This window comes from Proteus sp. G3927 (assembly GCF_963894685.1).
Lineage (GTDB): Bacteria > Pseudomonadota > Gammaproteobacteria > Enterobacterales > Enterobacteriaceae > Proteus > Proteus mirabilis.
The window spans coordinates 146360-169819 of record NZ_CAWQGX010000018.1 but is presented as its reverse complement, the minus strand read 5'-3'; the positions used below and the strand labels follow the sequence as shown (position 1 = coordinate 169819).

Genomic DNA, 23460 nt, shown 5'->3' with positions numbered 1-23460 from the left:
ATGATAAACAGTTTGTCAGCGCGTATATTCGCCATATTCTGGCTGACACTAGCATTAGTTCTAGTGCTAGTTATGATGGTACCCAAGCTGGACTCGCGCCAGCTTACCACTTTACTTGAAAGTGAATACCGTCAAGGTGTTATGCTAGAGCAACATATAGAAGCCGAACTAGCGCAAGATCCGGCTAACGATCTGCTATGGTGGCGGCGATTAATCCGCGCCATTGACAAATGGGCGCCACCTGGTCAACGTCTTATTATTGTCACCAGTGAAGGTCGTATTATTGGTGCTCAACGTAATGAGATACAAGTTGTCAGAAACTTTATGGGGCAGTCTGATAACGCAGACCATCCGAAAAAGAAAAAATACGGTCGCTCTGAGATGTTAGGCCCCTTTTCCATTAGAGATGGTGAAGATCACTACCAACTTTACTTAGTGCGCCCATCAAGTAGCCCGCAATCTGATTTTATCAATTTATTATTTGATAAACCGCTTTTATTACTGATATTCACTATGCTTATCAGTACACCGCTACTGGTTTGGCTCTCTTGGAGCTTGGCAAAACCGGCCCGAAAACTCAAAAATGCGGCGGATGATGTGGCAAAAGGTAATCTGCGCCCTCACCCTGAACTGGAAACCGGCCCGCAAGAATTTTTAGCGGCAGGCACCAGTTTTAATCAGATGATCAGCGCCTTAGAACGCATGGTTGAAGCGCAACAGCGATTGATTTCTGATATCTCCCATGAGTTGCGCACCCCATTAACTCGTTTACAGCTTGCCAGTGCATTACTACGTCGTCGTAGCGGTGAAAGTAAAGAGCTAGAGCGTATTGAAACAGAAACACAGCGGCTAGATGGCATGATCAATGACTTATTAGTGCTTTCCCGCAATCAATATAAAAATGAGTTATTACGCGAAACCGTAAAAGCGAATGAGCTTTGGAACGATATTTTAGATAATGCGAAATTTGAGGCTGAACAGAGCAATAAAACTCTAACAGTAACCGCCCCGCCAGGCCCATGGACGATTTATTGCAATCCTTATTCATTAGCGAGTGCCTTTGAAAATATAGTTCGCAATGCCTTGCGTTATTCACATTCTCGTATTGAAGTGGCTTTTACCGAACAAAATCAGGGTATCACTATTATTGTTGATGATGATGGCCCAGGGGTTAGCCCAGAAGATCGCGAGCATATTTTCCGACCTTTTTATCGTACGGACGAAGCACGTGATAGAGAATCCGGCGGTACAGGACTAGGACTGGCAATTGTTGAAACCGCAATTAGTCAACATCGAGGCCATGTAAAAGCTGACGATAGCCCATTAGGGGGGTTAAGAGTGGAGATTTGGTTGCCGAGAGGGAGTGTGGTAAATAAATCACAACACGCTTAATTCAGTAATAAAATTACTACATTAAAATATTCTGCCATCTATTGAAGAATAGGTGGCATATTCTTTTCATTCCCATCTTTATAGATATTTCAGAATGATCTTGCTAATTCAGTCGATATTCCGATATTTATATATACCTAATCAATGTTAGAATACCCATCAATTACTTGACCCGCGGGTTTGAAGAGTCTAATCTCAGAGCGGTTTTGCGTACTGTTAAAGTATGCTTATATAATAAAACTCTTATATTACAGATAGATAAGGGTTTTGAAAGAGAAATTTTGGCGCTCTGGGGGCCGTAAACCCAGTGCGGTAGCTTTATTTTTACTTAAATAAATATCTAAAAAAAAAGATAAATATATTAAAACAAATATTTTATAATGAATATGACATATAATATAAAAAATAAAATAATAATAAAAAACACATTGTTTTTATATTTTAGAATGATCTTAACCTTAGTAATAACATTGTATTCTTCTAGAATAGTATTAAAAACATTAGGTGTAGAAGATTTTGGTATATACAATATCGTTGGTGGTGTTGTTACTATGTTAACTTTTATTAGTGGGGCAATGACTTCAGCAACACAAAGATTTTTATCTTTTGAAATAGGAAAAGATAATAAAGAAAAATTATCAAAAACATTTATAATGAGTATAAATATACATATTATGATTATAATATGTATATTTATAATTGCTGAAACAGCTGGTCTATGGTTAATCAATAATTATTTAATAATTGGTCCAGATAGAATCAAAGCTGCTAATATTGTCTTTCAATATTCATTATTATCATTTTGTTTTACAATATTAAGTACGCCATATAAAGCCAATATTATTGCCCATGAGAAAATGAATATTTTTGCTTATATAGGTATAATCGATGTTTTTCTAAAATTAATAGCAGTGTTAATGCTTGAATATATTTTAGGTGATAAACTCATTATTTATTCTATATTAATTTCCATCATCAGTATCTCAATTTACTTAATATTATTAGCTTATAATAGGCTCCATTTTGATACTACAAAATATAAATTTTATTGGAATAGAAAACTTTTTTTCTCACTCTTTAGTTATACTGGTTGGAATTTGTTTGGCAACATGGCTTCTGTAGGAATGAACCAGGGTATTAATATATTATTAAATATCTTTTTCGGACCTATAGTTAATGCCGCTAGAGCAATATCATTTCAAGTCAACAATGCAATTAATGGATTTGTAATTAATCTACAATCAGCTTTAAGTCCACAAATTGTAAAATCTTATGCAAAAAATGATATTTCTTATCTAGAAAATTTAGTTTTACTTGGCTCCAAATATTCATTTTTTCTTATTTTAATCCTATCACTCCCTATTTTATTAAAACCAGATATAGTTTTAAGTCTTTGGTTAGGTAACTATCCTGCATATACATCAATATTTTGTCAGTTAATTTTAATTGATTCATTAATTAATAGCTTGTCTAGTTCTTTAATGACTGCATTTCAAGCATCAGGTAAAATAAAAAAATATCAAATTACTATTGGCTCAATCTTACTATTAAACATTCCTATTTCGTATTTTTTACTAAGCTATGGATTTGAAGCGACAATAACATTCGCTGTTAGTATTGTTTTATCATTGATATCTTTAATAGTACGTTTATTGTTATTAAATGAATTATTTCCTGGTATTTCTGATAAATTTTATAAGACAATTTTTTGGAGAGTAATTGCGATATTTTCTATTTCTTATACTTTATCTTGGTTTATTACAAAAGATCTTAAAAATGATTTGTTTAATTTTATTTTAACTTGTATTACTAGTTGGTCTTTCTTAATTATTAATATTATATTTTTAGGATTAACAAAAAATGAAAGGTTAAAAGTAAAAAATATTTTAGTCAAAAAATATATAAAATTTAAAGAAAATAAATGATGAAAAATAATCAATGTTGTAATGTTATTAAATTAGTAGTCAATAATAATTTATGTATAGGTTGTGGATTATGCGTATCAAAATGTAAAAATAACTCTTTAATTATGTCAGAAAATAAATATGGATTTTATGAAGCAAGGCAAATAAAAGACTGTAGTTGCGATGGTGAATGTTTATCTGTGTGTCCATTCAATCCATATCCGAATGAAAAAGTAAAAACAGAGAACGAAATATCAGAATATTTTTTCGATAATCAAAAGAAACATCATCCCAAAATTGGCTATTATATTTCAACATATGCAGGTTATTCTCATAAACATAGAAAGAGCTCATCTTCAGGAGGTATAGCAACATATGTATTAGAAAAACTTTTAGATAATAAAACGATCAATCATGTTATATCCGTTAAAGCATCCCAAAATGGGAGCACTCATTATGAATATATAATAAGTAGTTCTAAAGAAGAGCTCTTCAAATCTGCAAAAACAAAATATTATCCAGTGACATTATCTTCAGTTCTAAAAGAAATAAATGAACTAGATGGAAGTATAGCTATTGTTGGTGTTGCTTGTTTTGTAAAAGCAATTAGATTAGCACAATTAAATGATCCGATACTGAAAGATAAAATAAAATTCATTGTTGGTATTATTTGTGGTGGTATAAAAAGTAGTTTTTTTGCAGAATATTTAGCAAGCAAAGCAGGAGCTAATCCTTATGAATATAAAAATCCTGAATTTAGAATTAAAGATATTAATAGTAAAGCAAGTGATTATTCATTCGGATGTTATGATAAAAAAAATAATATAAATTTAATAAAAATGTCTGCTGTAGGTGATATGTGGGGCACAGGATTATTTAAATCAAATGCTTGTGATTTATGTGATGATGTAACAACAGAACTAGCCGATATATCAGTTGGAGATGCATGGATGAAACCTTTCTCTGATGATGGGAAAGGAAATAATGTCATAATTACAAGATCGGAATTAGCAAATGACATTATTACTTACGGGATAAAAAATAAAGAGTTAAACATTACTAAATTGTCAACAGATGAATTTTTAAAATCTCAGCAAGGTAGTTTTACTCATAGACATAATGCCCTACCTTTTCGTATAAGAAGGTTTAAAAAATTAGGAATTTTAATTCCCCCCAAAAGAATATTTAATTCAAGAATAGATATTCTAGAGAGATTAATACAAAGAATGCGAATGAAAACCAGAAGAAAAAGTCTCGAACTATGGTTAAAAGAAAAAAATCATATAACATTTGATAAAAAAATGAAACTTGATCTAACCATATTGAAAATATTAACAAAATTAAATCATCTTAAAAGAAGATTAATAATTAAAATGAAAGGGTAGTCTATGAAAATAGGTATTTTAACTCAACCATTAGTTACTAATTATGGTGGATTATTACAAGCTTATGCTTTACAAAAATATCTGATAAAAAATGATTTTGAGGTATTAACAGTTGATATTCGTCCTAAAAAACCAAAATTATGGGGAATAAAAAGTATAATAGTAAATATAATTAAAAAATATCTACTTAGGAGAAAAAATATAACTATTCTTCCTATATCTAAAAAAGAAAAAAAAACAATTCGAAAATATACTTCTAAATTTATAAATGAAAATATCAAAACAACTGAAAAAATAAAATCAATAAAAGAGATAAATAAACTTAATAAGTATAATTTTGATGCTTATATAGTTGGTAGTGATCAAGTCTGGCGTCCTGCATACTCACCTAATATAACAACTTATTTTTTAGATTTTTTAAAAAACGATATAAAAACAATTCGTATTGCTTATGCAGCTTCTTTTGGATTAGATAATTGTAATGAGTTTACTCAAAAACAATTAAAAATTTGTTCTGAATTAGCAAAGAAATTTCATTTAATATCAGTCAGGGAAGATTCTGGTGTTGAATTATGCAAAAAATATTTTAACCTAAATGCTCAACATGTTTTAGACCCTACAATGTTATTAAACAAAGAGGATTATATTGAGTTAATAAAAAAAGATAATATATCTAGAAACACAGGCAATATGATGACATATATTTTAGATTCATCACCAGATAAAGAAAAAATAATTAATATTGTAGCTAAAAAATATAAATTAACTCCGTATTCGGTAATGCCTGATAAAAATAACAAAGTATATCCTCCTGTTACACAATGGTTGCGTGGTTTTTGGGATGCTGAATATGTTGTAACTGACTCATTTCATGGTGTTGTATTTTCGATTATTTTTAATAAACAGTTTATAGCTATAGGTAATATAAACCGTGGATTAGCTCGTTTCAGTTCTATTTTAAAAAAATTTAGCTTAGAAAATAGAATCATTTTTTCTTCTAAAGATTTAAATGATGAGTTTTTTAATCATAAAATAGATTATTGTTTAATTAATGAAATATTAGAAAAAGAAAAAAACATAGCATCTTTAACTTTAAAGAAAGCACTTAATACTAATAAATAGGCCTTTCCAACTATGATATCTATCATTATTCCATGCTATAATGATTGGCAATCGTTAGAAAAAAATTTAGATTCTTTACTACTATTTGCAAAAAAAATCGATGGTGAAGTTATCATTATTAATGATGGTAGCTCCGATAATATAGCTAGAGATATAAAAAATATAATTAATCCTCAGTTAACTTATCTTGAACAAGAAAATAAAGGTGTTTCGTCAGCCAGAAATAAAGGGATCTTATTTGCAAAAAAAGAAAAACTTTTATTTTTAGATAGCGACGATTATATAAATTTTGATGAGTTAATTAAACATTCGGAAGAAATAAAAAATTTTGATTTAATATATTGGGACACAATAAAAGTATTTCCAAATAATAAGAATATAATTTACAAGACATATTTAGAAAAAGACGTAAATGATTTAGTTTATGCATTACTATGTAGAAAATATTATTTATTCATGGGGAGCTTTATAATTTCAAAGAAAATTTCTCAAAAAATAATGTTTGATGAAAACTATAAGTATGGAGAAGATTTGAAATTCATATATGAATGTATAGACAGCATTAATAGTTTTACTAAATTGGATAATATTAATTTATTTTATATTCAAAGATGCAATTCGGCTATGTATACATTTTCTCATAGAAGATTTGATAGCGTTAAAGCTTTAGAAAGTATTTCTATAAGAAACAATACGCTAAAAAAAATTGATTTAGAAAACTTCATAAAAAAGGATAAAAAAATAATTCTTAATAATTTTATTCGCTCTTTTCCTTTAGGGAAAATTTATTCTAAGAGAAAAGAATTTATTGAAATAAATAATATAATTAAAAACATTTTTGGAAAAAACAAATTTATTTATGAACTAAATTTCTTCCTATACTTAATTATCTATAAATTTTATTTGCTAAAAAAATAATATGGCAATATACATTATATTTATAATAACAAATTTAATTTTGTTATCTATACCATTTAGATCTAATAACAATATTTATTATCCTTTAAGTTTTATATCTTATATATTAATATTATCATTCTCTGGATTTAGGTATGGAATAGGTACTGACTATTTTAATTATGAAAGTATATTTTATAACATTCATTATGATAATAGTTATAATAGCGGACTAGAATATGGATTCTACTATTTATCAAAATTATTACCACAAGAAAAAGAAGGCTTTTTTAGTCTTATTTTCATAACTTCTCTAATAACAAATTTCACTTTATTTTTAGCCATAAAAAATAGAATTAAGAATAAATCACCTGAAGAAAGGTTTCTTATAATTTTATTCTTTTTTATTAGTAACTTATATTTTTTGCCATTTAATGGTATCAGGCAGGGAATCGCTTTCTCTTGTACTTTATTATCATTTACGTTCATAAAACAAAGACGTTTTCTTTATTTCCTAATATTAATTTTAATAGGTAGTTTATTTCACAAATCAATATTATTATTTATTCCGTTTTATTTTGTATATAAAATAAATATTAAAAACTTGTATTGCTTTATTATTGTCTCCATTTCTTTTATTTTAGTAAAGTCAGGTATATTTAGTTTAACAATAAATAGTTTGATTAACATTCTTGGTGAAAAATATGCCAGATATTTGGAAAATCCTGTTGACTATGGAGGTTCTGGGCTTGGTGTTTATTTATACGTTATATTATTCCTATTTATTTATTTTATAAAATTTGTCGTCAGAAATGAGAAAATGAAAACCAAAGAATATAATTTTTTATTTCTTATGTTTTCTATAGGCATTTCATTTAGAATACTAGCATTAGATAACATTATATTTGTCAGGCCATCATATTACTTCACCGTTTTTGATACTTTTTTCATTCCTTTCTTTATTATGTGCTTTAATAAGAATAAATTTATTATTAGTATTGTAATTACTTGTTTCTATCTAATAAGTTTCTTGGCTTCATTATCAAATTCAAATGGGCTTTTACCTTACCAGAATATATTTATAAGCTAGGTTAAAAATGAAAAAAATTGCTATCTTAGTACCTAATCTAAAAGATAATGGAGTTAGTAGAGTTGCAGCTCTACATTCCATCATGTTTTCAAATCAAGGTTATCTCGTTGATATAATCGTAGAAGAAAATAAATCTGTTAAATTCCCATTTTCAGGAAACCTAATAAATTTAAATTTAAAAAGAAAACGGGGGGTATTTAAAATACTTAACTTTATTAAGTTATATTTAAAAATAAAAAAAATAAAAACTTCTAATAAATATGATTTTTTTATTAGTCATATTCCTCATTGTGATATTATAAATTCTATAACAAAAACAAAAAACAAAGAAATTACGATATCGACAGTACATAATAACGTTGAACTAAGATACTCTAAAATAACAAAATTACTATTAAAAATAATTATTTTAAAAAAATCAGATGCCGTTGTCACTGTTTCTGAAGATTTAGCTTCTCAGCTTAAAAAAAAATATTCAAATTATAATAAAATAATAAACATTCCTAATCCTGTTGACTTTAATTTAATAAAAAAATCATTAAACGCTCAGTTACCAGAATATCTAAGCAATAAAAAATTTATATTAAATATTGGTCGATTAGATTCACAAAAAGGTCACTGGCATTTAATAAAAGCATTTTATTTAACATTAAAAAAGCAACCTGATTTATATTTAGTAATTATTGGTGAAGGACCAGAGAAAATAATATTAAAAAATCTATGCAAAAGTTTAAATATAGATAAAAAAGTAATCTTCGAGGGTTTTAAAGAAAATCCTTTCATATATATGAATAAATCATCAGCTTTTGTTTTCCCTTCTTTATACGAAGGCCTTCCTATGGTATTAATAGAAGCAATGGTTTGTAGAACTCCTATTATTTCTAGTGACTGTTTTTCCGGCCCCAGAGAGCTTTTAATTAAAGATAATATTACCTATGGGAAATTAATACCAAATTATGGAACTACTTCTTCATTATATACTAAATCTATAGGTGATTACGATAGATTGATTTCAAATGAAATATTGCTTTTATTGAATTGTGTAGCTAATAAAAAAAATTTAGATTTAGCTGAAAATAGAGCTAAAGAGTTTAATTTAGAAAATATTTTTTTAAGATGGAAGGATTTATTTGATGAGTACATCTAAAAATTTTAGAAATAAATACCTTTTTCATAGAATATTACATTTTATAAAAGGAATTTTGTTTTCAATATATTATTCATATATATATACAAAAAGAAAAAAAACTATTATATTTAATTCTGCATGTAATCAAGAGTTTACATGGAATGCTAAAAGTTTATTTCTTCATTCTAGAAATAAACTTGAAGCTCTAGGTTTTAAAGTATATTTTGTTATCAATGATAAAAATAAAAGAGAATATCTAACATCTCTTTATGGCAACTATTTTATATGCAATAAGAAAAAAACCAATGTCATTAAAATATATACTGCGGCTATCTGGATTTTAAGTACATTAGAAACACCTTGTTCAGGAATTTTCTTAAATAGGAAAAGATTTGTCTATCATTTAGGTCATGGAACGCCAATAAAAAATATAGGATTATGTGAAAATAATTTAGGTTTCTTAAAAAAATCTTTTTATAGATTAAACAAGAGTAATATTTCATTATTTTTAAGCTCTTCACATTTTTTTAAAAAATATATGGCTAGAGCATTTGGTGTTAATGAAGAAAAGATTGTTGTGGCACCACAGCCTAGAATTGAAGATTTAATAAATAAAAATAAAAACATAAACTTTTCTTTTCAAAAGGATAAAAAATATATACTTTATGCTCCTACTTGGCGTCATTATGACGATGTTAAACTATTTCCTTACATTAAAGATAATATCGATAATTTGAATCGAGAACTTCAACAACTTAACATAATTATTTTATTGAGATTACATCCTAGATTTGAGTCTAATTTAAATAGTTACCTAAGAACTAATATTTTAAATTTTAATTCAAAAATTTGTGAAGATATCTCTGATGCTCTATATTTTACCTCTGGTCTTATAACTGATTATTCTAGTATTTACTGCGATTATTTATTATTAAAAAAACCAGTTGCATTGTTACCTTATGATTTAGATAAATATGTTAAGGAAATAGGTTTTTCATTTCTATATAAAGAAATTTTCCCTAAAACCATAATAAAAAATCATACTGACTTTATCGATTTTTGTGCACAAGTGTCTAATGATTGTTTTAATATCGAAGAACAAAATACTTTAGCAGAAAAATTAAATTTTATCCCAGATAATTGTTCAATCACAGACTACAATATATCTATCATTATGAAGGAGTATAAAAAAAGATGGCCGTCAGAATAATAACTTTTGGAACATTTGATGTCTTTCATATAGGGCATATAAAAATACTTGAAAGAGCTCGAAGCTTAGGTGATTATTTAATTGTAGGGGTATCGTCTGATAAGTTAAACTTCAAGAAAAAAAACAGATACCCTATATATAATCAAAACGATAGAATTGATATTATATCATCATTAAAATATGTCGATGAAGTATTCATTGAAGAATCTTTAGAATTAAAAGAATATTATATTAAAAGCTTTAATGCTGATATTCTAGTGATGGGAAATGATTGGGAGGGAAAATTTGATCATTTAGGAAAAATATGTAAAGTTATCTATTTACCTAGAACACCGTCAATATCAACTACAGAAATTATTGAAATCGCTAAAGCAAGATAAGTATTACTCATTCCTTTCTATTGCTTAACGTATATTGCAATATATTCCATATGGTTTTAATATATTATGAAAATCACCATCTCAGGAACCGGCTATGTCGGTCTATCTAACGGGATACTCCTTTCCCAGCACAACAAAGTTGTTGCATTAGATATCAATAAAGAAAAAGTCGAACTATTAAACCAAAAAATCTCTCCTATCTCTGATAAAGAAATTGAAGAGTTTTTAGCCACTAAAGAGCTCGACTTTACGGCAACTTTAGATAAAGAATTCGCTTATAAAGATGCTGAATTTGTTATCATTGCCACTCCTACTGATTATGATCCTAAAACTAACTACTTTAACACCTCTTCTGTAGAGTCGGTTATTCGTGATGTTTTAGAATATAATCCAAACACCACTATGATTATAAAATCAACCATTCCAGTTGGTTTTACTAAACAGATGAGAGAAAAATATCATACCGATAATATTATCTTCTCTCCTGAGTTCTTACGTGAAGGTCGCGCCCTTTACGATAACCTTTATCCGTCTCGTATTGTGATTGGTGAGCAATCTGCAAGAGCAGAGAAATTTGCTGAGCTTTTACAACAAGGGGCATTAAAAAAAGATATTGATGTTCTTTTTACTGATTCTACAGAAGCAGAAGCCATTAAGTTATTTGCTAATACTTATCTCGCACTGCGTGTTGCTTATTTTAATGAACTCGATAGCTACGCCCAAGCTTACGGTCTAAACGCAAGACAAATTATTGAAGGTGTTTGTTTAGATCCGCGTATTGGTAATCACTATAACAACCCATCATTTGGTTATGGCGGTTACTGCTTACCAAAAGATACTAAACAACTGTTAGCCAACTACGAATCAGTGCCTAATAATATTATTGGCGCCATTGTGGAAGCTAACCGCACTCGTAAAGACTTTATTGCTGATTCTATTATCGCTAAATCACCGAAGATTGTTGGCGTTTATCGTTTAATTATGAAATCAGGCTCTGATAATTTCCGTTCATCTTCAATCCAAGGGATTATGAAGCGTATTAAAGCGAAAGGGATTGAAGTGGTGATTTATGAGCCAGAAATGAAAGAAGAGACTTTCTTTAACTCAAAATTAATTCATAATTTAGATGAGTTTAAAGCAATGTCTGATGTCATTATTACCAATAGAATGGCTTCTGCACTAAACGATGTTGAAGAAAAAGTTTATACTCGTGATCTCTTTGGTAACGATTAAAACTAATTTATATGCTCAATATCGTCTTATTTGAACCCGAAATTCCACCGAATACGGGTAATATTATCCGCCTGTGTGCCAACACAGGCTTTCATCTTCATTTGATCCAACCATTGGGTTTTACTTGGGATGATAAACGGCTACGCCGTGCAGGGCTTGATTATCGTGAGTTTGCTGATATCAAACAGCATCACGATTATTATGCTTTTTTAGCAAGTGAAGGATTAAGCACTGATAATGCACAATCCCCGACAGGTGCGCGGTTGTTTGCATTAACCACTAAAGGTACCCCCGCCCATAGTAATGTAAGTTATCACGATGGGGATTATCTGCTATTTGGCCCTGAGACACGAGGTTTACCACCTTATGTGTTGGATAATATGCCAATACAACAAAAAATCCGTGTGCCAATGTTAGCAGATAGCCGCAGTATGAATCTTTCTAATACGGTTGCCGTGGTTGTTTTTGAGGCATGGCGTCAATTAGGCTATCCGGGGGCATTATTAAGAGATTAATTTATATTTTTAATTTATAACCATAAAAAATGACCTCTAGACTTCATTGTCTCGAGGTCATTTTTATGTATATGCTTTGTGCTAGTTTTAGCTTTTCTTGTTTTATATCTTCTTTGTATCTTTTTTATATCTTTCGGTTTTATTTCTTAGCTTTTTTAGTTATTTTTCTTATCAAGAAATACCATCTTGCACTTACTTTTATTAAAAATGATGAGAAATCAGTTACTAATATCTTTCTTTCTAATAATCTTTTCTTAAATTCATTTTTTTGTATTAACTCTTTTCGATACTCTTTAGCATTAAATTGTTGGTTAATCTTTTCAAGTAACCTTTTACAGCGTACTACTTGCTCTACTGTTTTTTTATCATTATCCAATAATAATGAATAATCCTCTTTATTCACGTTAATGCCAAAATACATTAATAATTTTTGCCCTACTCTTTCCGCGGTATCTTTTTGTATCGCTTTATATTGCGAGCGATCGACATTTGGATGAGTACGATAATAAAGAAGTGGTACAGGAAGATTATGGAGCTTAAATTTTCCAGCAATAATTAAGTTCACCCATAAACCATAATCTTCTGCATAGAGGTCTGCTTTATCATATCCACCAACAGATAATATATCTTGCTTACGATAGATAATGGTTGGATGCGCCAAGGAGCAATCATAAAGACTAGAAATCACAATATCACTATGTGTTTCTGGATAAGTATTAATTCTATTTGGCTCTTCTTGGTAGATAAAAGCACCACCACAAACACTCACTTCAGGATGTTGTAACATAAATTGATATTGCGCTTCTAGTCTGGTTGAAACGGCAATATCATCAGAGTCCATTCTAGCAACTAAATCACATGAAGCTAATTGTAATCCTTTGTTTAAAGAAGCGATCAATCCGATATTTTGTTCATTAATAATCAGTTTTATTCTGGGATCTTTTTTGGCATTTTCTTTTAAGATAGATAATGAGTTATCCGTTGAGCCATCATTAATGATAAGAAACTCAAATTCTTTAAATGTTTGATTTAATATAGAATCAATAGACTCCTGAAGGTATTTCTCATCATTGTATACCGACATTAATACGGTAATTTTGGGCATATTGTTTTTCATTATCTATTTTCAGCAATATTTATTAATTTCAAAATTCATCTTATTGATATACCGACACCCTTCTCCCACATCCTTTAATACTAATGCATGGGCGCCAATAATCGCATTATCACCAATCTTAATCTCACCACCAATAATGGACGAATTACAGCCAATATAAACATGGTTTCCTACTTGGATATTGGCTTTTCCCCCTTTCTCTTTTACGCCAATAGTCACCCCTTGCATAATAGTGACATATTCCCCCAGTTGACAGTAATTAGTCAGTACAATGCCAATCGGGTGTGGTAAAGAAAGGCCTTTACCAATACGGGTTTTTAACGAGATATCATTACAGTACTTACGATTATTGCTAGCACCGATCCGAATACCTAATTTATGTAAAAAGCGATGGGGAGAGAAATAAAAATACTGTGCTACCCGCCACCAAAATAGGTAACGGGAACGCTGGCAGAAAAATACTCGATGAAATAGTCTTAACCAACTAAAGGGTTTTTTATCACCAATATATTCAGCCTGTAAGCAATCTTTTAGTTCAGCAAGGGTAACCTTAGCTTGAGCATGCATAGTTAAATACCATCACCACACTCAAAGCCGGGTACAACACCATTAAAGTGTTGATCCATATCGAATGACGGTTTTTCACTATCAGGACGACCGACAATGCGGGCAGGCACCCCCGCCACCGTAGTATGAGCCGGTACTTCATGTAATACTACCGAGCCAGCACCAATTTTAGCACCACGACCAATCTCGATATTACCAAGAATTTTAGCTCCTGCGCCAATCATTACCCCTTCACGCACTTTCGGGTGACGATCGCCTCCTGTTTTACCTGTTCCCCCTAAGGTCACAGATTGTAAAATGGAGACATCATTTTCAACCACCGCCGTTTCACCAATCACAATACCTGTCGCATGGTCGAGCATAATACCGTGTCCAATACGTGCCGCAGGGTGAATATCCACCCCAAAGGTGACTGATATTTGGTTTTGTAGATAAATGGCTAGCGCTTGGCGATTTTGTTGCCATAGCCAATGGGCAATACGGTAGGCTTGTAATGCATGAAACCCTTTTAAATAGAGCAATGGGGTTGAATATTTATCTACTGCGGGATCACGTAGGCGTACCGCGGAGAGATCACAAGCGGCCGACTCAATCATTGAGCTATCGTGACTATAAGCCTCTTCAACAATTTCTCGTACTGCAATGGCTGGCATAGTCTGAGTTGCCAGCTTATTGGCCAGCATATAGCTTAATGCACTACCTAAATTTTCGTGTTTGAGAAGTGTCGCATGAAAGAAACTGGCTAACATTGGCTCACAATCTGCCAATGCACGCGCTTCGCTTTTAATATGATCCCAGACTCTTGTTAGTTCTTCTAGCGACATACTCACTCTCATTTTTTACACCAAAGCCTAAGTAAATACTTAGGCTTTGAATTTTCAAACAAATGGATAGTTAAAACAGATACCCTAAGAATATTATTTAAAATAAACTTACAACAGGCTGCTGTCTATCTCATCTTTGGTTGCTCGCCCTAATAAAGCCAATGCAGCCTCTTTTACATCTTTATGTTGATATAAAATTTGGTAAATCTGTTCGGTGATTGGCATCTCTACACCCACTTGTTCGGCTAATGCGCGAACTTCTTTGGTGTTACGATAACCTTCGACTACCTGGCCAATTTTCTCTTGGGCTGTATCAACATCTAAACCTTGACCTAGCATCATACCAAAGCGACGATTACGTGATTGGTTGTCAGTACAGGTTAAAACTAAATCACCCAAACCAGCCATGCCCATAAAAGTTGCCGCATCTGCACCTAAGGCTTTACCTAAGCGGCTCATTTCGGCCAGACCACGGGTAATAAGTGCAGTACGCGCATTAGCGCCAAATCCCATACCATCAGACATACCCGCACCAATAGCAATCACGTTTTTAACAGCGCCCCCCAGTTGCACACCGATAAAATCAGGGTTTTTATAGACTCGGAAGCTTTTACCACAATGAAATAGCTGTTGTAACTGCTCTAAAAAGAGATTGTCTGTCGAGGCCACTGCAATCGCGGTGGGCAAACCCGCGGCAAGCTCTTTAGCAAAAGTAGGGCCAGATAATACTGCGAGCGGGATTTCATTACCTAATACTTCACGGGCAACATCTTGTAATAAGCGACCAGTATGTGCTTCAAGACCTTTTGTCGCCCAAACAACACGTGCATCCTGACGTAAAAAGGGTTTGATTTGTTGCAGTACTTCACCAAACACATGGCTTGGGATCACCACAAGAATATTACGGCTCGCTTCAATCGCTTTTTGCAAAGAAGCTTCCATATATAAACTATCAGGAAAGGAAACATCGGGCAGAAAGGCTTGATTACAGCGCGCTTGTTCTAATGCCGCAACGTGCTTGGGATCATGCCCCCACAGCACAACATCGTGCCCATTACGCGCTAAGGTAATCGCTAAAGCGGTGCCGTATGAACCGGCACCGATAACTGTCATAGAAGCGTTCATTAAGCTTCTTCAACTCCTGAGTTTGCTGCATCCTGTTGCTGTTGTTGCTGTAAGTAGTTCATAAACAACGCATCAAAGTTAACAGGTGCTAAGTTTAATTGTGGGAAAGTACCACGACCCACTAAGTTGGTGATACATTCACGTGCATAAGGGAATAATACGTTCGGGCAGTATGCACCTAAGCAATGTGCTAATTGTGTACCTTCGATACCTTCAACAGTAAAGATACCTGCTTGTTGTACTTCACACAGGAAAGCGGTTTCTTCTTCCATTGTTGCCGTAACAGTGACACGTAAGATAACTTCATATACATTTTCAGCTAGCGTATTAGAAGAAGTATCTAAATCTAATTTAACTTCTGGTTGCCACTCTTTTTGGAAAACTTGTGGGGCATTTGGCGCTTCGAAAGAGATATCTTTTGTGTAGATACGTTGAATTTGAAAAGTCATCTCTTGGTTTTGCTGTTCTGACATAATAATCTTACCTTTTTATATCCTTATTAAATTGAATAGCAGTAAGTATAGAACTCAATCTGCCCGCTCGTTACTTTTTACCTTTTGCCAGTGGCAAATTCTCACCACTCCAACCTGAAAGACCATCTTTTAAAATAAAGACTTTTTCAAAACCTAATTTGATAAGGCTTTCAGCAGGTTTTGCACCCTCAATACCTGATGGTGATACCACAATCACCGGCTGTGATTTATATTTCTCCAGCTCAGCAATATTGTTACTTTTGATCTCAGAAGGCGTTAAATTGATAGAATCGATGATGTGTCCTTTACGGAACTCATCACGGCTACGGATATCAACACAAACCGCATTCTCTTTGTTTATCAAAGAAATCGCTTCTGTACGGGAAATATTTTTCGTTTTAGAAAAAAGGCCTTTAAAGGTCAATACAATGACCGCCACCAGCAGCGCAATCCAGATAAAACTTAACAGGGTGTGCCGGCTAAAAAATTGCATTACTTCTTGCAGCATAGGATGCAATCACTCTCGTTAGTTAAAAATAGTATTAAAGAGCCAAAGTATACCTTTGTCATGGCGCAATTACAGCCTATTCCTTCGTTTCTCTTTCAGTTTTTGCGGAAAGTTTCTCAACAATCATTTTTTTTATTGACGGATTTATGTACCATTAGCGCCGAAAAATCCTGTAAAACAGCGTTTAAAAGAGTCTCTCTTTTCACTTTACCGGATCTCTCTTCAGGTAAGCTATTAAGAAATCAGCATTCATCATCAAAGCCTGTGACAAAAATAGTCACTCGTACGTAGAATTTCACACCTGTCTGAGATACAACCACTATTTGTTATTTATTAAAAGTATTGAGAACACGAGCATGTCGCAAACAAATCAAGTGCCTAAAATTGGATTCGTTTCTTTAGGTTGTCCTAAAAATTTAGTGGACTCTGAACGTATCCTCACCGAACTGCGTACAGAAGGTTATCAAGTTGTTCCTACCTATGATGATGCTGATTTAGTCATCGTCAATACCTGTGGCTTTATTGATAGCGCAGTACAAGAATCTCTTGAAGCCATTGGCGAAGCACTCGATGAAAACGGTAAAGTTATCGTCACCGGTTGTTTAGGTGCCAAAGAAAATCAAATCCGTGAAGTTCACCCAAAAGTGCTGGAAATCACCGGCCCTCATAGTTATGAACAAGTGTTATCACATATCCATCACTATGTTCCCAAACCTTCTCATAATCCATTTACCAGCTTGGTTCCCGAGCAGGGCGTTAAATTAACCCCTCGTCATTACGCTTATCTAAAAATTTCTGAAGGTTGTAATCACCGTTGTACTTTTTGCATTATTCCTTCAATGCGAGGTGATTTAGACAGTCGCCCAATTGGTGAAGTGTTAAATGAAGCGAAAAGATTAGTCAATGCTGGGGTGAAAGAGTTACTGGTTATCTCACAAGATACTTCCGCTTATGGGGTTGATACCAAACATCAAACCGGTTTTTGGGATGGTATGCCAGTTAAAACCAGTATGGTCAGTTTATGTGAACAACTGGCAAAATTGGGGATTTGGGTACGTTTACATTATGTTTACCCTTATCCACATGTGGATGAAGTTATTCCATTAATGGCAGAAGGCAAAATTTTGCCTTATTTAGATATTCCGCTACAACACGCTAGCCCGAAAGTGCTGAAATTAATGAAGCGCCCAGGCTCTGTTGAGCGTACTTTAGAGCGTGTAAAACGTTGGCGAGAAATTTGTCCTGAATTAACGTTACGTTCAACCTTTATTGTCGGTTTCCCGGGGGAAACAGAAGAAGATTTCCAAATGCTATTGGATTTCTTGACTGAAGCTCGTTTAGATCGCGTGGGTTGTTTTAAATATAGCCCCGTTGAAGGTGCGAAAGCGAATGAATTACCTGATCAAGTTCCTGAAGAGGTAAAAGAAGAGCGTTACCATCGTTTTATGCAACTACAGCAACAAATTTCCACCGAGCGTCTGCAAGAGAAAATAGGTAAAGTTTTACCGGTTATCATTGATGAAGTGGATGAAGAAGGTGCTATTGGCCGTAGTATGGCGGATGCGCCGGAAATTGATGGTGCTGTGTACCTTAATGAGCAGTTTGATGTCGAGCCAGGACAGATCGTACGTGTGCTGATTGAGCATGCCGATGAATATGATCTGTGGGGTACCATCGTCGAACAATAACTTATCCTGTGTACAGCGTGATAGCTATTCTATTGCGCTGTTACACATTGTGCTGCTTTTTTCCTCTTTCCGACTATTATTGCTTTATTATCATCTCTGAGTTCATTAGATTAACTGTTAGGTATTATCTGAAATTACGACTTTATTTCCTGTTAACTGGTCAGTTGATTAGCGACATGAAATAATCTTATAAACTGTTATTAAAGGTACTTTGGTCAGATGGCAGAGAAAAAGGATCTTCAGAACACAACACACCGTACTTACCGTGTATTTTCTTTACCGTTAATCACGCTACTGATTAGCACATCTCTGTTTTCTGCAACCAGCGCTTTTGCCAATACATTAACGGATAATCGTAGTCAGTTAAAAGATCTGCAAACCACCATTGCTGAAAAAGAAAAGCGCGTTCAAGAGCAACAAAAACAGCGCACGGCTTTACTTGGACAACTCAAATCACAAGAGACGCAAATCGCTAATGCCAGCCGCTCTGTGCATGAGACGCAAAACCGCTTACAAACCTTAGCTAAAGAGATCAAAACCATCACCGCAAATATTGCCCGATTGCAAAAGCAATATAACGAGCAACAAGCACTGCTAGCACGCCAACTCGATGCGGCTTACCGACAAGGGAAACATCAAGGTATTGAGTTACTGTTTCGCGGTGAAGAAGGTCAGCGAGAAGAGCGGATCTTAGCCTATTACAGTTATATAAATGAAGCGCGTAAACAGTCAATGGAGCAATTGGCGCAAACTTCCAAAGAGCTACAGGCAGAAAAAGACGCCCAACAAGCGAAACAGAACGAGCAAAAGCAGGTACTCACCAAACAGCAACAAGAGAAACAAAAACTGGATAATGCGCTAGTTGCTCGTCAAAAAACATTAACGCAACTAGAATCAACCTTAAAAGAAGATCAACGCAATTTAGCCACCATGCGTGCTAATGAAGCACGCTTAAGAAATAAAATTGCTCAAGCAGAGCGTGAAGCCAAAGCGCGAGCTGAGCGTGAAGCACGGGAAGCTGCTCGTATTGCCGCCAAGCAACGTGAAGCGCAACAGCGTGGTTCGACCTATAAACCCACCGCAGAAGAACGCTCTTTAATGTCCCGTACTGGCGGATTGGGTAAACCTGCAGGTCAGGCTATTTGGCCTATTAGAGGCAGTTTATTACACCGCTTTGGTGAGTCTATTTCCGGCTCGGGTGAATTACGTTGGAAAGGAATTGTGATCCCCGCAGCACAAGGCACTGAAGTAAAAGCGATTGCGGATGGTCGGGTGCTGTTAGCCGACTGGCTACAAGGGTATGGTTTAGTGGTCGTCGTTGAGCACGGTAAAGGGGATATGAGCCTTTATGGCTATAACCAAAGTGCGTTAGTCAATGTTGGTCAGCAAGTCAAAGCTGGACAACCTATCGCCTTGGTAGGAAACAGTGGTGGACAAGAGCGTTCAGCGCTCTATTTTGAAATTAGACGCCAAGGAAAAGCAGTCAACCCAGTTCCTTGGCTTGGGAGGTAGTTTTGCATTTACTTGGCACATTACAACGAAATATCGCGCTAACACTTAGTTTAATGTTGCTAAGTTTTCTATTCAGTGCACCTGCTTTTTCGGCAAAGTTGGCCATTGTTATTGATGATTTTGGTTATCGAAAAAAAGAAGATAACCAAATCTTACAACTGCCAACAGCCGTTTCTATTGCCATCTTACCCAACTCGCCCCATGGTAAAGAGATGGCGACAAAAGCCCATGCCCAAGGACGAGAAATTCTTATTCATATGCCAATGGCACCCATTAGTAAACAGCCATTAGAAAAAGATACCTTAAAGCCTTCCATGGATCAGGCTGAAATTAATCGTATTATTCAAAATGCAATTAATCGTGTGCCTTATGCTGTGGGTATGAATAATCATATGGGGAGTGCGATGACATCGGATAGGCAAGCGATGGATAGAGTGATCAAAGCCCTTAATTATTCTGATCTCTATTTTCTTGATAGTGTCACTATAGGCAATACGCAAGCGGCCACGGCAGCCAAAGCGGCTGGCGTTCCTTCTTTACGCCGGCATGTATTTTTAGATAATGTGCAAACAGAAGCAGAAACCCGACAACAGCTTAATCGTGCTATTAATTTAGCGCGTAAAAATGGTTTTGCTATTGCCATTGGTCACCCCCACCCTTCAACCGTAAGGGCATTACAACAGCAGTTGCCACTACTACCTGCCGATATTCAGCTAGTCGCACCCAGTGGTTTGTTAACCCCTTCACCAAACAGCCCAATGGTACAAGAGCCACCCGCTGTTATACCGCCAACAGAACAATCTAAAGAGCCAAAACCTGCAACATGGTTAAAGCCAGCACAACAAGCCATTATTTCAATGAAAAAAAGTACTCTTATGAAAGTACTTACTAAAAAATTAATGACCTTCGAACAAGATAAGCAATTCCCTTCCCAGCATTTAGAAAGCAACAAAGATAAAGTCGAATAAATAAAAATATTTAGTGGAAAATATTCAGATCAAATTAGGTTACTTGAAGAAAAAGAAGATGATATTAATTTCTATTTTTTGAGAGGACTAGGCTAATTGTTTTGTTTATTATATCCCCAAAAGACAAATCCCAAGGTCTGCTAACTAAAGCTCGCCTCGGGACTCTAAGTAGATTGTTTAAGGGCGCATAACAACACAAGTTGCCAGTGGGGCCAAAAAACTGCTCTGAAAGGGATTATAGAAAAACATGGCGGAAAGTCAACAACCTTACCCATATACAGAAATAGTTAACTTAAAACAAAAAGCACAATGGATTGAAACAAGCCTATCTATTGAAAGACTGCTTCCTTATATGAGGAGCGCTGGTTATGATTACGAAAAAGCATTTCATCAATATCTATATAATGCTAGATTATCAAAATCTCTGTTGTTTCCATTACATATATTAGAAGTAACTTTACGAAATCGCATACAGTGGGTACTAAAAGAAGCATTCAATCGTGATGATTGGCATGAAGATCCTAACTTTATTGATATGCTCAAACCCAAAAGCAAAGATAGCCTACAAAAAGCAAAGTCAAACGCAAAATCAAACTCTATCGACGATGTAGTCGCTAGTAGCACATTTGAGTTTTGGACATTCCTACTTCACGCTGATTACAATAAATTTTGGCGAACTAATTTCTCTAAATTTAGCTATAGTAACCTATCCCTATCTCGAGGTGAGTTTTTTGCTCTTATAAAGAAAATCAATGATTTTAGGAATCGAATCGCTCATTATGAGCCAATTTTAGACCAACCTTATAATGCACGCTATCAAGATATTTTAAAGGCTATAGGTTATATCAATAATGAAGTTCAAATTTGGGTGAAATCACATTCAACCGTTGAGTTAGTTATTGCATCGCAACCAGCACCATCTGGACAACCTAAACCCCTATTAAAAGATAAAGCGGATATCGATTTTACTATTGTCCAAAGTTCAGATGCCTTATTACCAATTCCTAAAAGCCGCTTTATCTATTGTGAAGACAAAGAGCTCATCGTAGATCTACGAGAAATTGCTCAATACTTCCTTTCCGCTGTTGATAAAGATAAAACTCTTATGATGGATCTTAGTACATTAACTATTGGTGACATCGTTACTAATAGAAGAATTAAAAAGAATATTGCTATTTTTGGTGATTCTGAAAGTTTTCTTCATGCAAAGAAAATATTTCAAAGTAAAAAAATAAAATATCTAGTTGTTACAAATTCAAATAATCTTGTTAGAGGAATAATAGAAAAACCTCATCGACAAATATAATACAAATCTATTTTACCCTCAATATAGGTATTTATTTAAAAGAGGTAGCGCCCTTTCACCGTTCAGGGCGCTTTATAACTCCTACTGCCAATCTAAAATTACTTTGCCCGATTGACCTGAACGCATAATATCAAAGCCTTTTTGGAATTCATCGATAGGAAATTGATGAGTAATAATCGGTGAGAGATCAAGACCCGACTGGATCAGCGCCGCCATCTTATACCATGTTTCAAACATCTCACGACCATAAATACCTTTAATAAATAATCCTTTAAAAATGACTTGTCCCCAATCAATAGCCATATCTGAGGGAGGAATACCCAGTAAAGCAATACGACCACCATGATTCATCGTACTAAGCATGGTGCGAAAAGCCGGTGGCGCACCGGACATTTCTAATCCAACATCAAAGCCTTCGGTCATACCTAATTCTTTCATCACATCTGTTAGATTTTCTTTGCTAACATTGACTGCACGGGTGACACCCATTTTTTTAGCCAGATCAAGGCGGTATTCATTAACATCGGTGATCACCACATGGCGTGCCCCCACATGTTTACAGATTGCTGCCGCCATAATACCAATGGGTCCCGCACCTGAAACCAGTACATCTTCCCCCACTAAATCAAAAGATAACGCCGTGTGTACTGCGTTACCAAAGGGATCAAAAATAGCCGCCAGTTCATCCGGAATATTGTCAGGAATTTTAAATGCATTAAAGGCGGGAATAACCAGATATTCCGCAAAACAACCGGGACGATTTACGCCAACACCAATGGTATTACGGCATAAGTGTGTACGCCCACCACGGCAATTACGACAATGACCGCAAGTAATATGCCCTTCCCCCGAGACGCGATCACCAATATTAAAACCTTTAACCTCTTGGCCAATAGCAACAATCTCACCAATATATTCATGGCCAACCACCATGGGAACCAGTATGGTTTTTTGTGACCATTCATCCCAGTTATAAATATGAACATCTGTACCACAAATGGCAGTTTTACGGATCTTGATCATCACATCGTTATGACCAAGCTCAGGTACGGGTACATCGGTCATCCAGATACCGGGTTGTGCTTTTAATTTTGACAATGCTTTCATATTAGAAC

Annotated in this window: 23 protein-coding genes; 16 read left to right on the top strand and 7 right to left on the bottom strand. The window is 34.0% G+C overall.

The features are described 5' to 3' along the window. The 11 genes from cpxA (at position 1) to trmL (ending at position 12257) form a co-directional block, all read left to right on the top strand. Positions 1-1392: an envelope stress sensor histidine kinase CpxA gene (cpxA, locus tag AACV00_RS06480; protein WP_004249722.1), complete on the top strand. Its 1392-nt coding sequence runs from the start codon at positions 1-3 to the stop codon at positions 1390-1392. A 380-nt stretch (positions 1393-1772) separates the two neighbouring features. Beyond that, positions 1773-3317: a lipopolysaccharide biosynthesis protein gene (locus AACV00_RS06475; protein WP_237584917.1), complete on the top strand. Its 1545-nt coding sequence runs from the start codon at positions 1773-1775 to the stop codon at positions 3315-3317. Beyond that, a complete protein-coding gene (locus AACV00_RS06470; RefSeq protein WP_237584916.1) occupies positions 3314-4681 on the top strand; it encodes a Coenzyme F420 hydrogenase/dehydrogenase, beta subunit C-terminal domain in 1368 nt (455 codons plus the stop codon). Before AACV00_RS06475 ends, AACV00_RS06470 begins: the two co-directional genes overlap by 4 nt. A 3-nt stretch (positions 4682-4684) precedes the next feature. Beyond that, positions 4685-5803 carry a polysaccharide pyruvyl transferase family protein gene (locus AACV00_RS06465; protein ID WP_161680158.1) on the top strand — a complete coding sequence of 373 codons (1119 nt, stop codon included), beginning with the start codon at positions 4685-4687 and terminating at the stop codon, positions 5801-5803. 12 nt (positions 5804-5815) lie between these two features. Beyond that, positions 5816-6721 (top strand): glycosyltransferase family 2 protein, encoded by a 906-nt coding sequence (locus AACV00_RS06460; RefSeq protein WP_161680156.1) that lies wholly within the window; start codon positions 5816-5818, stop codon positions 6719-6721. Position 6722: 1 nt separating this feature from the next. Next, a complete protein-coding gene (locus tag AACV00_RS17625) occupies positions 6723-7790 on the top strand; it encodes an EpsG family protein (protein ID WP_161680154.1) in 1068 nt (355 codons plus the stop codon). A 7-nt stretch (positions 7791-7797) separates the two neighbouring features. Then, positions 7798-8937 carry a glycosyltransferase gene (locus tag AACV00_RS06450; RefSeq protein WP_161680152.1) on the top strand — a complete coding sequence of 380 codons (1140 nt, stop codon included), beginning with the start codon at positions 7798-7800 and terminating at the stop codon, positions 8935-8937. After that, positions 8924-10129, top strand: coding sequence for a CDP-glycerol glycerophosphotransferase family protein (locus tag AACV00_RS06445; RefSeq protein ID WP_161680150.1), 1206 nt, complete (start codon positions 8924-8926; stop codon positions 10127-10129). Before AACV00_RS06450 ends, AACV00_RS06445 begins: the two co-directional genes overlap by 14 nt. Next, complete coding sequence (locus tag AACV00_RS06440) at positions 10114-10509, top strand: adenylyltransferase/cytidyltransferase family protein (protein ID WP_161680148.1); 396 nt, start codon at positions 10114-10116, stop codon at positions 10507-10509. The genes AACV00_RS06445 and AACV00_RS06440 overlap by 16 nt, the downstream gene beginning before the upstream one ends. 66 nt (positions 10510-10575) lie before the next feature. Further along, positions 10576-11742: a nucleotide sugar dehydrogenase gene (locus AACV00_RS06435; protein WP_161680146.1), complete on the top strand. Its 1167-nt coding sequence runs from the start codon at positions 10576-10578 to the stop codon at positions 11740-11742. Positions 11743-11753: 11 nt separating this feature from the next. Then, a complete protein-coding gene (gene trmL, locus AACV00_RS06430; protein WP_161680144.1) occupies positions 11754-12257 on the top strand; it encodes a tRNA (uridine(34)/cytosine(34)/5-carboxymethylaminomethyluridine(34)-2'-O)-methyltransferase TrmL in 504 nt (167 codons plus the stop codon). Between the two features lie 139 nt (positions 12258-12396). Here trmL and AACV00_RS06425 read toward each other — a convergent pair whose 3' ends face one another. The 6 genes from AACV00_RS06425 to AACV00_RS06400 form a co-directional block, all read right to left on the bottom strand. Next, the gene (locus AACV00_RS06425; RefSeq protein WP_071233807.1) at positions 12397-13374 is read right to left on the bottom strand and encodes a glycosyltransferase; all 978 of its coding nucleotides are present in this window, start codon (positions 13372-13374) and stop codon (positions 12397-12399) included. A gap of 9 nt (positions 13375-13383) precedes the next feature. Then, entirely contained in the window at positions 13384-13941 is a 558-nt protein-coding gene (locus tag AACV00_RS06420; RefSeq protein WP_161680140.1) for a serine acetyltransferase, read from the bottom strand. A gap of 2 nt (positions 13942-13943) precedes the next feature. Continuing rightward, the gene (gene cysE, locus AACV00_RS06415; RefSeq protein ID WP_004249733.1) at positions 13944-14765 is read right to left on the bottom strand and encodes a serine O-acetyltransferase; all 822 of its coding nucleotides are present in this window, start codon (positions 14763-14765) and stop codon (positions 13944-13946) included. A gap of 108 nt (positions 14766-14873) precedes the next feature. Continuing rightward, positions 14874-15890 carry an NAD(P)H-dependent glycerol-3-phosphate dehydrogenase gene (gene gpsA, locus AACV00_RS06410; protein WP_004249735.1) on the bottom strand — a complete coding sequence of 339 codons (1017 nt, stop codon included), beginning with the start codon at positions 15888-15890 and terminating at the stop codon, positions 14874-14876. Next, on the bottom strand, positions 15890-16363 hold the full coding sequence (gene secB / locus AACV00_RS06405) for a protein-export chaperone SecB (protein ID WP_004246454.1): 474 nt from the start codon (positions 16361-16363) through the stop codon (positions 15890-15892). Before secB ends, gpsA begins: the two co-directional genes overlap by 1 nt. A gap of 70 nt (positions 16364-16433) precedes the next feature. Then, entirely contained in the window at positions 16434-16871 is a 438-nt protein-coding gene (locus AACV00_RS06400; protein ID WP_004246455.1) for a rhodanese-like domain-containing protein, read from the bottom strand. Between the two features lie 3 nt (positions 16872-16874). On the opposite strand from AACV00_RS06400, the gene AACV00_RS06395 reads away from it, so the two are divergent. From AACV00_RS06395 to AACV00_RS06375, 5 genes are all read left to right on the top strand, one after another. Beyond that, the gene (locus AACV00_RS06395) at positions 16875-17162 is read left to right on the top strand and encodes a hypothetical protein (protein WP_071531011.1); all 288 of its coding nucleotides are present in this window, start codon (positions 16875-16877) and stop codon (positions 17160-17162) included. 65 nt (positions 17163-17227) lie between these two features. Then, positions 17228-18559, top strand: a complete 1332-nt coding sequence (gene rimO / locus AACV00_RS06390) for a 30S ribosomal protein S12 methylthiotransferase RimO (RefSeq protein ID WP_004246457.1) — start codon at positions 17228-17230, stop codon at positions 18557-18559. A gap of 219 nt (positions 18560-18778) precedes the next feature. After that, complete coding sequence (envC, locus tag AACV00_RS06385; RefSeq protein ID WP_049194938.1) at positions 18779-20071, top strand: murein hydrolase activator EnvC; 1293 nt, start codon at positions 18779-18781, stop codon at positions 20069-20071. A gap of 2 nt (positions 20072-20073) precedes the next feature. Further along, entirely contained in the window at positions 20074-21039 is a 966-nt protein-coding gene (locus AACV00_RS06380; RefSeq protein WP_161680137.1) for a divergent polysaccharide deacetylase family protein, read from the top strand. A 247-nt stretch (positions 21040-21286) separates the two neighbouring features. Beyond that, positions 21287-22345, top strand: coding sequence for an Abi family protein (locus AACV00_RS06375; protein WP_004249737.1), 1059 nt, complete (start codon positions 21287-21289; stop codon positions 22343-22345). An 81-nt stretch (positions 22346-22426) separates the two neighbouring features. On the opposite strand, the gene tdh is transcribed toward AACV00_RS06375, so the two are convergent. Further along, entirely contained in the window at positions 22427-23452 is a 1026-nt protein-coding gene (gene tdh, locus AACV00_RS06370) for an L-threonine 3-dehydrogenase (RefSeq protein WP_161680135.1), read from the bottom strand. Positions 23453-23460: the final 8 nt, after the last annotated feature.